Below are 10769 nucleotides of genomic sequence, written 5' to 3'. Positions count from 1 at the left end.
AGCGGATTCAGCAGTGGATGAATAATTATCCAAGAAGGATGTTCGGATACAAAACAGCCAATGATATTTATATGGCAGCTTAGTGTGATTGGTAAAATATGGTGGGCAATTAAACTTGCAACTTACACATGCGGACAAGCATTTTCGTCTATATTGCCTAACTACAAGCCATTATGGTATAATTCAAAAAAATGCGGTTCGCACGCGAACCCAAAAAATGAGGAGGTCGTAATGAAAAAATATAGAATAGTCGGAGTCATGTTGATGTTGTTCGTGTTTTTGGCAGCGACAGCCCTGTGCGGATGCAACCAGGAGGAGGAAGCTGCCACATTGACGGTAGGGACCAATCCCGGATTTGCCCCCTTTGAGTTTCTTGACGAAGACAACAACATTGTGGGTTTTGACATAGACCTTGCCGAAGAAATCGCCAAGCAGCTGGACATGGAACTCAAAATCGAAAATATGGATTTTGACGGACTCATTTCCGCCGTTTCCACCGGCATGATCGATCTGGCCATCGCCGGTATCACCATCACCGAGCTCCGTCTGCAAAGTGTCAACTTCAGTGATCCCTACTTCGATGCCGGCCAGGTTATCGTGGTCAGGGAAGATGAAGAACGGATCGCCGGCCCGGATGATCTGGCGGACAAGAAAGTTGCCGCCCAGCTGGGCACTACGGGCGCCGACCAGCTCGATGAGCTGAACATTCCCGAAGCCAATCAGCTGCAACTGGAAGAGGTAACCGACGTGTTCATGCAGCTCAAGCAAAAAGGAGTCGATGCCGTGGTCATCGATGAACCCGTGGCCCAGCGTTATCTGGAGCTACAGGAAGGCCTGAAAATTGTGGGTGACAAGTTCACCGACGAGGTTTTCGGCATCGCCATCGCCAAGGACAACGAAGAACTTCTGGAGAAGGTCAACGAGGCCCTCAAAGAAATCAGAAACAGCGGTAAATATGACGAACTTTTCACGAAGTGGTTCCTGGAATGATCGCACCAATGTCTGACCGAGCCGGGCACTCTCCGGAGTGCCTGGCTCTCCCCTTAAATTTTGCATATTGACGGAAAGGCCTGCCATGAACATAATCCAAGATAATTTTCATTTCCTGCTTCAGGGTGCAGGCATCACCCTCAAGGTTTCCATCCTCGCGGCCTCTTTCGGTCTGGTAATCGGAAGTATAATGAGTCTCTTTCGTATCTCCAACAATTTCCTCCTGAAGGCAATATCCGGTATCTACGTGGAAGTGATCCGGGGCACCCCCCTCTTGATCCAGGTCCTCTACCTTTATTTTGGTCTTTATCAGGTGGGGATACGATTGCCTCCGTTGACCGCCGGGATTGTAGCCCTCTCCATCAACAGCGGGGCTTACGTCACGGAAATTATCCGCTCCGGGATCCAGTCGATCGACAAGGGACAGATGGAAGCATCGCGATCACTGGGCATGAATTACCTGCTGACGATGCGCCATGTGATCCTGCCCCAGGCCTTCAGGCGTATCATCCCGCCCATGGTCAATGAATTGATCGCCCTCATCAAGGATTCATCCCTGTTGTCGGTCATCGGTATCGTGGAACTGGCCCGGGTGGGGCAGCTTGTCCGGGCAAAGACCTACGACACTTTTTACATCATGACCGCAGTGGCGATCACCTATTTCATCATGACCTTCAGCCTCTCCAACTTGCTGGGTTATATAGAAAGGCGGTGGCAGATACGTGATTGAGGTAAGCGGGCTGCACAAGAGTTTCGGTTCCCTTCAGGTTCTACGGGGCATAGATCTCGAGATCAAGAAAGGAAAAGTGGTGGTGATCATCGGCGCCAGCGGTTCCGGCAAGAGCACCCTTCTGCGCTGTCTCAACCTGCTGGAAAAACCGCAGAAAGGCAAGATCCTTATCGGCGGGCAGGATATCACCAAGCCCGGCGTGGACATCAACCTCATCCGGCGCGAGGTGGGCATGGTTTTCCAGCAGTTCAACCTCTTTCCCCACATGGATGCCCTCCAGAACATCATCCTGGCACCGGTCAAAGTTGCCGGAATATCCGTTGAAGAGGGAAAAGAGCTGGCCCGGCAGCTCCTGGCCAAGGTCGGCCTTGGTGACAAGATCAATGCCTACCCCAAGCAACTATCGGGGGGCCAGCAACAGCGCCTGGCGATAGCCAGGGCCCTGGCCATGAAACCCAGGGTCATGCTCTTCGATGAACCAACCTCCGCCCTCGACCCCGAGATGATCAAGGAAGTACTGAACGTGATGAAACAACTGGCCGAGGAAGGAATGACCATGGTCATTGTCAGCCACGAGATGGGTTTTGCCCGGGAAGTGGCCGACAGGATGGTCTTCATCGACGATGGCCTGGTCGTCGAGGAAGGCAGCCCCGACCAATTTTTCAATCGTGCCGTCTCCCCCAGAACCCGGGATTTCCTCAGCAAGATCCTTTGATTCCACAGGAACGGAAACCGGTACCCATCAGCGGCGCACGGCCGACCGCGATATCTTTGTTTCCAGATCCTTGCCCGGGACAGATCACGGTTTGAAAAGGCAAAGGCCACTATCTATCCCCGAGAGCCGTTCCGATCAGTTCCCACATTTCGGGTGTTTCAAAACCCCTTCTCCAGGCAGCGATCCCCGCCAGCCCGTATTTGTTGACCAGCGCCGCCCTCTGTCTCATGGAATCGGCATCCTCGATCCAGATCTCGTAAGTCTTCTCCCCTTCCTCGTAGACCACCTTGTTCTGAAGTGCATCGCTGTCCCACCTTGATGCCGCCCCCTGACGGCGGACAATTTCATCGATCATGCCCATGGAATATGCCTTCGAAGAAACCTCCTGCCCGCCCCCTTCCAGATATTTTATCTCCCACTGGCGGGTATAGAAGGGCACCCCCAGAACCAGTTTCCCGGCGGGAACCTCCTGCAGCACCTTCTGCAGGCCTCGCTCCACCCAGGGCAGGGACGATACCGATCCCGCCACCCGGGAAGACCCCCCGTGTTCGTCATAAGCCATCAGCATCACATAATCCGCAGATGCAGCCAGCGCAGCCCGGTCATAGCATAGAGACCAGTAAACGCTGCTGGACAGCATCGTCACATCGACCGAGAGAACCAGCCCCTCCTCCCTGCAGAGGGGGGCCAGCTCACGCACAAACTGGGTGTACAGATCACGATAGTCGGCGTGGAAATTTTCAAAATCAAGGTTGAGCCCTTCCAATCCGTAAAGGCGCGCATAAATGAGGATCTGGTCGATAACCTTTCTCCTCCGGGCCGAGCTGGAGAGAACCGTGGCCGTCAATTCAGGATCAGCCGAGCTCGTCACCGCCGCCCATAGATCGTAACCCCTCTCCCGCGCCCACTTGACATAGACGGGGTCAGCCAGGTTCTCCACGTTCCCTTCTTCATCGCGGACATTGAACCAGGTCGGAGAGATGATGTTCAGGGAAGGCATCTCCCCGATCTTCTCCACATCGGTCTTGCGGTAAACATATTCCCAGACCATCACGAAAGGGCTTTCCGGCATCTTTTTCCCCGGAATCGGCTGCCCGTGGTCACCGACGGTTCCTTCCTTCCCGGTGGCCGTCATATCCCCGGGCAGCATCGCTGCATATGAACTTTCCATCCGTATATATCGGCGGGGGACATGCCCCACCAACCCCTGCACCGTCCTTGCCCTGATCCATTCTTCGCCGCGATCCTTCTCCACCCGGAGCAGTTCACCATCACCCAGAACTGCCAGCACCGGAGAACGGATCGAGGGACCTTCCCTCAAACAGATGGCACCGCCCTCAACTGCAGCGCCCATGGCCCCGTCATCCCTGGGGTCGATGACCACCGTATCCGTGCCGGGAAAATATTGCACCCGCAAACCATAGAAATCGGATAGAAACATCAGTGGCAGATAGAGGCATTCCTCATCATCCCGTAGCAGGGGAAACTCCAGATCCACCGGCCGCAAGTTTATCTCCGAGGCCACGGTTTCACTGCGCATATGGATCACCCGATCTGCCGTGGTGATGACCGCCGTCTGTTCCAGTTCATCCCAGTGTATATGCGGATCGAGATGGTCCTTGATGGTTTCCAGGCGGACATAGATTTCCCCCTCCATCGCCCGTGCCATCCCCTCCCCGGCCTTGAGATCGCCGATCACCAACACGGTCTCTTCTCCCCAATCGGCAGCCAGAAAACCCGGAAAAAGATAAACAAAAAGCCCTAGGGCCGGCAACAGCACGGCCACAAGGGCTACCTTTTCCACAATAGCAACTATTTTTTCCCAGCGCGGGGCATGACCCCGTTCCGTCCGGTAATCTTCTTTTCCCCTTGGCCGTAACTGACGGGGCGGCAGTGCACCATGCTGATCCATCATTATCGTCTTCCTCTCCGGGGGATGAGGCCCATGCCCATAGTTTCCCTGTAAGGATACGGCATCGGATCCCTTTTTCCTTCCCCCCGGAGAAAATTGATTCAGCACCTCGCTACCCTGTAACGATAAGAGCGTCCACCGCCACCGGATCGGAACCGCTGATGATGACGGGGTTGATATCTATTTCCTTTATCTCCGGATGAAGCATGCCGATGAAACCGACCGCCTGCAACATGGCACCAAGTTCGGAGATATTCACCGCCGGCATTTTCCGGAAGGGCCCCAGCAACTTCCGGCCCCGTATATCATGGATCATCTCCCTGGCTTCCGCCGCACTCAAGGGCGCCACCCGGAAAGCATTGTCCTGCAGGGCCTCCGTGAAGACACCGCCTAGCCCGAACATGACGATGGGGCCAAAACCCCTGTACCTGGTCATCCCCATCACGAATTCTCTTTCCCCGGCGACCATCTTTGAAACCAGAATCCCCACATCCCCGGCCGCCTCCCTTATTGCTGCAAAAGATTTCCGCACCTCTTCCTCATCCCCCAGGCGGAGATGGATCAACCCCGCCTCTGTCTTGTGCATGATCTCTGCGGAACATCCCTTGAGAACCACCGGGAACCCCAATCGGCGTGCTGCCTCCACTGCCTCCTCCTCCGTGGCAACAAGACTTTCGGGTGCTGTCGGGATCCCGTAAGCAGCAAGCACCTGCTTCGACTGATGCTCATCAAGGGCTTCCTGGCCATCCTGCAGTGCCGCGGTGATGATCGCCGCCGCTTCTTGTGACCGAACCGGTATAACAGGTGCCTTCCTCTCCTCGCGATTGCGCACCTCCAGGTGTTTCATCAGGGCGATCATCGCCTGCGCTGCCTTCTCGGGGCCATCATACACGGGAACACCCTGATCCCGGTAGCCCTGGTTGAAATTGTCGTGGCGATCAAGAAATGAAGATACCAGAAAAGGAATGGACAATGACCGTGGATAGTTTGATACCTCCTCCATCTCTTCCTCCACCACCCCCAGCAACTCGATAAGGTCTTCCTCACTCCTGGCCCCCGTTATATCTTTCAGATGGGGAAACAACTCCGTGAGAAACCCACTTCCCATCACCCCGTGGATGATAATCCCATCCACCTCGTTGCTCTTGATGATCAATTCCGGAATATTCCGTGCCAGTGACAGGGTATCCATATTGAAAGTCATATCCACCGGGTTCAGGCATTGCGCGTGATCTTCCAGCATCGGCCTGATCTTTTTCTGCAGCCCCTCCGAAAAACGAGGCACATCCAGGCCGCCAGCATTGCAGGTATTGGCAATCGCCGTTCCCGGCCCGCCCGAATTGGTGAGCACGGCGATCCTTTTTCCTTTCAACGGCGGTTGTGTTGCCAGCGCCCAGCCGTGAGCATAAAGATCCCCCACGGAATGAACCCTTATGACCCCCGCCTGTTTGAAGATCCCCTCGTAGAGATAGTCCGGCCCGGCCATCGCCCCCGTATGGCTTGACCCGGCACGCGCCCCCGCCTCGGTCCCCCCCACGTACTGGGCGACAACCGGCTTCCGGGATGTAACCTTGCGCGCCACCTCTATGAAACGGTCACCGTCCTTGATCCCCTCAATGTAGAGAGCAATAGCCTTCGTCTCCTCATCTTCACCCAGATATTCCAACGCATCAACAATGTCGATGTTGGCCTCATTGCCAACGCTTATGGCCTTGCTGAAATGGAATCCTCTGCGCCTCAGGTATGCAAGCGTCTGTGTGATGTAAGTTCCGCTCTGGGAAGCCATGCCCAGTGCACCCGGTTTCTGATCCAGAGTCATGACCGTTATATTCAAAGGCAGATGGGCATTGATCAGTCCTATACAGTTGGGCCCCAGAAAACGGATACCGTATCTATCGGCCGTCTCCCTCAATTTCTTCTCCAGTTCGCCGCCTTCGGTACCGATCTCCCTGAAACCAGCCGTGCTTACAACCGCATAGCGGGTACCGATCTTGCCAAAATCGGCAAGCAACGGAACTACCATGGCGGTGGGAACGATGAACAGAGCCAGGTCGGGCACCTCGGGCAGATCGGCCACGGACGGGTAAGCCGGATAGCCAAGGACAGTCCTGTCAGAGGGGTGAACAGGCAAGAACTTTCCCTTGAAACCATCCTTGATGATACTCAGAGCCTGCAAGGTTCCCATCTTGAAAGGATTGTTACCCGCTCCCACCGTGGCGATGGAACGCGGGTTCATTATCTTGTGTAACGGATTGTCACTTCTATCAGACATCTTTGATAACTCATCCTCCTTTTTATTAAATTATGGAATAGTTCAAATAGTTAATTAATTAGTCTTCTTTATACCTTGACCATTTCCCTTCTTTTATTTTATTTCTGATAAATTATAATATTTATCACCAGGAAGTGAAATCGCGATTATCGTAGCTACAGGAAAAACGATTTCCCGGGAAACGATGGCATCAACCCGTTCAAGCAAGGAATGAGTCGATTCATTCCTTCCGCTGCGGAAAGGTTCGCACTTCTCGCGGCATGGAAATTTACCTTCCTTTTCTTTTTCTTGCCGATTATTATATACTATGGTTGTCATCGGAGACCAAAACGGGCTTTCCCGATCCTGTTTCAAGTTATCCGTCCTCCGGCCCGGAAGGAGCAGTAATCATGAACTATATCAGCAGCAGAGGGAGAACCGCACCCGTTTCTTCGGCACAGGCCATCAAGTCGGGGCTAGCGCCTGATGGCGGGCTTTTTGTCCCCGGCAAGACCGTTACAGTTGCCGCCCCCGAAAGATGGGCGGGCCTCGGCTACCATGCCCTTGCCATCGAGATACTGAGCCTCTTTCTGACAGATTTCACCTCCGGGGAGTTGCACCGGGCAATCGATGCTGCCTACCGCACGGGAAAATTTGCTGCTCCCGAAGTGGTAACCCTGCATCAACTTGCCCCCCCGCTCCATTTTCTGGAGCTCTGGCACGGCCCCACCTGTGCCTTCAAGGATATCGCCCTGCAGCTGCTGCCTCATCTACTGGTCAGATCCATGGAAAAAACGGGGGAGGATGCCGGTATCCTCATCCTTGTAGCCACCTCGGGAGATACGGGCAAGGCTGCCCTGGAAGGATTCCGCGATGTTGAGCGCACCAGGATCATCGTCTTCTACCCGCAGGAAGGGGTGAGCGAGATCCAGAAGCAGCAGATGATCACCCAGGAAGGGAAAAACGTCTCCGTGATCGCCGTGCAAGGAAATTTTGACGATGCCCAGTCCGGAGTAAAAGCTATCTTCGCCGATGATTCCATGCGGAAGAAGATCGCCGCCCGGGGCTACAAGTTTTCTTCGGCCAACTCCATCAACTGGGGGCGCCTGTTACCCCAGATCGTCTATTATTTTTACGCCTGGCTCACCCTCCTGGGAAAAGGAAATATCAAGCAGGGGGAACCGATCAATTTTGTCGTCCCCAGCGGCAATTTCGGCAATATCCTTGCCGCCTATTATGCCAAACGCATGGGACTGCCCATCGGGCGGCTCATCTGCGCCACCAATCGCAACGATGTGCTGGCAGAATTTATCCGCACCGGGATCTACGACCGTCGGCGTGATTTTGTACGTACCATCTCTCCGTCAATGGACATCTTGATCTCCAGCAACCTGGAAAGATTGCTTTTCGAACTCACCGATCGGGATCCCGAAAGAGTATCCCGGTGGATGGGTGAACTGCAATCCCGCGGCCTTTACAAGGTTGATCCGGCCACGGCAGCCCTCATCGGTGAAATTTTCTTCTCCGCCTCCGCTGACGATCATGAAACAATAGCCACCATCCGCCGTGTTTACAATGAATATGGTTACCCCCTCGACACCCACACCGCGGTGGGTATGGCTGTCCATGAAAAATACCTGAAGGTCACGGCGGACACCGCCGTGACCGTGATCGCCTCCACGGCCAGCCCCTTCAAATTCAACACCAGCGTGGCCCATGCACTTCTTGATGCCGAACAGATCAGGGGCAGAACAGAATACGAACTCCTGGATATGGTAGCCCGGAAAACGGGCCAATCAATCCCCGCGGGATTGCACCGCCTGGAGGAAAGAACAATCAGGCACCACACCGTGGTCGATAAGGACCGCATGGCCGGAGCAATCCTCGACACCGATTTTTAGCAGAAGGCGCACGCCGCCTTGACCCGAAGAAACCCCGCCCCTGCATTCATGCCCTTTTATTTCAGACCGGCCACCCCTCTATTTTAATTTTTCCCGGAAAGACCCCCGCAAAAAAGGGAAAGCCTCCCGCTTTCCCTTTTCCACATTCATATCACGGTATGCCAGGTTCTTTTTTCTTTTCTAACGCCTTTCCTGCTCGATGAGCAAGTTGTTGATCTTCTTCAGTGTATCCAGATCGGAAGCCCTGATTTCTGAACCCGAAACGGTGTAGAGCGCCTCTCCGATGAAGATGATCCTTTCCACATCCTTCTCCCCGCCGTACCGGTATTGTTCGTAACGGGCAAAATCTTCATCGGAAAGATGGCTGATCTTCCCCTTCAGCTCAAAGCCGTCTTCCAGGTTGAAATGATAAACGTAAGCACCCTGGAAAACGAATTCCGTTTCATGGAAATCGTCCCGGGTGCCCTTTCCCTGCCGATCCTCCATGACCATCACCGGGAAAGCGAGGAGATCCCTCTCCTTGTTGAAGAGAAGTGCCTTGTGATCCCTCAACAATTCAGAATCTGTACCCCGGCCCCCGATGGTGATATTGTACTTTTCCACCGGTCTGCTTACATCGCTAACATCGAAGAGAGCTACCTTCATCCCTCCCTGAAGGGCGAACGGTTGAGCAAAAATTTCTCCGGGCTGTACCTCCTCGGCCTCCTTCCCGAATCCCAGGAGATGATTCTCATCATAGGGATGCAGATAATCACTGTACCCCGGTATCTTCAATTCACCCAGAATCCGGGGATGGCGGGGATTCCCGAGATCAAGAACATAGAGGGGATCTGTCGTCCGGAAAGTGACCATGTAACCCCGGTCACCCATGAATCTTGCTGCATAGATCGTCTCTCCCGGAGCAATACCCTCGACCTTTCCCACGATCTCCAGGGTCTCGTCAAGGATATATAGATTGTTCTTCGAGGTATGCTCATCAGCACGCCAGCCCTCCCCCGTCGTGGTCGCCAGGCGAAAATAATCATCATGCTCATCCATCGAAAACTGGTTCAGTATCCGGCCGGGAACCTCTCCCTTCCCTCTGTATGCAACGGACCCGCCTTCCAGAGCAAATTTGTACAGGGTGGTGGAAGTTACCGTGTGGGAACCCGTTCCTCCCCACCCCTTGAATTCATAACCGGTAACGGCCACGTAAAGATTTTCCCGCGATGCGTATATATTTTCCCCGGCACCGAGAAAAGTCTGCAACTTCACCTCCTCCTCGACACGATCCAGATTGATCCCGCCGACGATCATGTAGTTCGGCGTGGTAAATTCGGGGAAATAGCTGATCTCATCATATCCGATATCGACAAGATCTTCGCTTCCTTCGGCCGTATCGCGATACGAAGGCGTGCTTTCCTGCCCGGCCCCTTTCCTGTCCTCCATGATCCGGCCAACATCGATATCCTTGTTGACCACGAAATAAAGGGCCTCATCGATCTTCCTCGAGGAAACGTAGTTACCCTCCACCCCGATCTCCCTGACCTCCTTGATCCCGGCTTTGTCACCGATGTCGAAGACCTTGACGGTGACCATGGATCGGTAACGGGAAGGCGGCGGGTAAATCTCTATCTCCGCTTCCGGCATCGGCTCGGGATCACCCCCGCCAGCGGGGATATCATCGAAAGCCATGCCCATAACCACGAGGTAACGTTCATCGAGGTAAAGTTCCAGGGGCCGGAAATCTTCCTCGAAGTCAATCATATCCAGAACCTTCATCTCCGCCGGCGGGTAAGCATCGGCCACCACGATCCTCTGCCCGTTGACATGATAGATGTAACGCCCATCAGTCTTGAGGATATCGGCCTCATCCACACCCTGAACCTGCAGATTGGTACTCGCATGATCGGGAACCCCCTCCGCGGATCCATCCCCATCTTCCTCCAGCCCGGAGATTCCATCGAAGTCGGAACCGTATGCAAACATCCCCATGGCTTCCTTGTCGCCGGACTCCAACCTGATGGCCAGGTTGCGAAACAATCCACTCCGTGTGGTGAACCTCTGCTTCAACAATTTCTGCAGATGATTGTGAGACCCGACGACCGGAAGGGAACCCTCCGTGATGTTGTTCCGGCCTGCATGCGGAAAAACATGATCATAAAAATAATAGACCGCCACCAGAGCCAGGACCGTGACCATAACAAAAATAACAGCTTCCCTCTTCCTGTTCAAAGCTATCCTCATCTCTCTTCATCTCCCTCGTTCCCATTTTTCTTTATCTTCCTGTT

At 54.1% G+C, this 10769-nt stretch carries 8 protein-coding genes; 4 read left to right on the top strand and 4 right to left on the bottom strand.

The annotated features are described in order from the left end of the window. Positions 1-231: 231 nt before the first annotated feature. The 3 genes from GX364_04615 (at position 232) to GX364_04605 (ending at position 2435) form a co-directional block, all read left to right on the top strand. The gene (locus GX364_04615) at positions 232-990 is read left to right on the top strand and encodes a basic amino acid ABC transporter substrate-binding protein (GenBank protein ID NLI70129.1); all 759 of its coding nucleotides are present in this window, start codon (positions 232-234) and stop codon (positions 988-990) included. Positions 991-1075: 85 nt separating this feature from the next. Then, positions 1076-1720, top strand: coding sequence for an amino acid ABC transporter permease (locus GX364_04610; protein ID NLI70128.1), 645 nt, complete (start codon positions 1076-1078; stop codon positions 1718-1720). Then, on the top strand, positions 1713-2435 hold the full coding sequence (locus GX364_04605) for an amino acid ABC transporter ATP-binding protein (protein NLI70127.1): 723 nt from the start codon (positions 1713-1715) through the stop codon (positions 2433-2435). The genes GX364_04610 and GX364_04605 overlap by 8 nt, the downstream gene beginning before the upstream one ends. A 109-nt stretch (positions 2436-2544) precedes the next feature. Here the strand turns inward: GX364_04605 and GX364_04600 are convergent, their stop codons facing one another. From GX364_04600 to GX364_04590, 3 genes are all read right to left on the bottom strand, one after another. Beyond that, the gene (locus tag GX364_04600; GenBank protein NLI70126.1) at positions 2545-4350 is read right to left on the bottom strand and encodes a glycosyl hydrolase; all 1806 of its coding nucleotides are present in this window, start codon (positions 4348-4350) and stop codon (positions 2545-2547) included. A gap of 109 nt (positions 4351-4459) precedes the next feature. Further along, a complete protein-coding gene (locus GX364_04595; GenBank protein NLI70125.1) occupies positions 4460-6619 on the bottom strand; it encodes an acetate--CoA ligase family protein in 2160 nt (719 codons plus the stop codon). Positions 6620-6712: 93 nt separating this feature from the next. Next, entirely contained in the window at positions 6713-6973 is a 261-nt protein-coding gene (locus GX364_04590) for a hypothetical protein (GenBank protein NLI70124.1), read from the bottom strand. Between the two features lie 35 nt (positions 6974-7008). Between GX364_04590 and GX364_04585 the strand changes: the two genes are divergently transcribed. Then, positions 7009-8499, top strand: a complete 1491-nt coding sequence (locus tag GX364_04585; protein ID NLI70123.1) for a threonine synthase — start codon at positions 7009-7011, stop codon at positions 8497-8499. A 180-nt stretch (positions 8500-8679) separates the two neighbouring features. On the opposite strand, the gene GX364_04580 is transcribed toward GX364_04585, so the two are convergent. Continuing rightward, the gene (locus tag GX364_04580) at positions 8680-10725 is read right to left on the bottom strand and encodes a hypothetical protein (GenBank protein NLI70122.1); all 2046 of its coding nucleotides are present in this window, start codon (positions 10723-10725) and stop codon (positions 8680-8682) included. Between the last annotated feature and the right edge of the window lie 44 nt (positions 10726-10769).

This window comes from Bacillota bacterium (genome assembly GCA_012518215.1).
GTDB lineage: Bacteria > Bacillota > Dethiobacteria > DTU022 > PWGO01 > JAAYSV01.
This window is presented reverse-complemented; position numbering and strand designations above follow the sequence as displayed.

Bases quoted from the DNA above. Each gene is read 5' to 3' on its own strand.
- GX364_04615 (NLI70129.1), top strand. From the start codon at position 232: ATGAAAAAATATAGAATAGTCGGAGTCATGTTGATGTTGTTCGTGTTT.
- GX364_04610 (NLI70128.1), top strand. From the start codon at position 1,076: ATGAACATAATCCAAGATAATTTTCATTTCCTGCTTCAGGGTGCAGGC.
- GX364_04600 (NLI70126.1), bottom strand. From the start codon at position 4,350: ATGATGGATCAGCATGGTGCACTGCCGCCCCGTCAGTTACGGCCAAGG.
- GX364_04595 (NLI70125.1), bottom strand. From the start codon at position 6,619: ATGTCTGATAGAAGTGACAATCCGTTACACAAGATAATGAACCCGCGT.
- GX364_04585 (NLI70123.1), top strand. From the start codon at position 7,009: ATGAACTATATCAGCAGCAGAGGGAGAACCGCACCCGTTTCTTCGGCA.
- GX364_04580 (NLI70122.1), bottom strand. From the start codon at position 10,725: ATGAGGATAGCTTTGAACAGGAAGAGGGAAGCTGTTATTTTTGTTATG.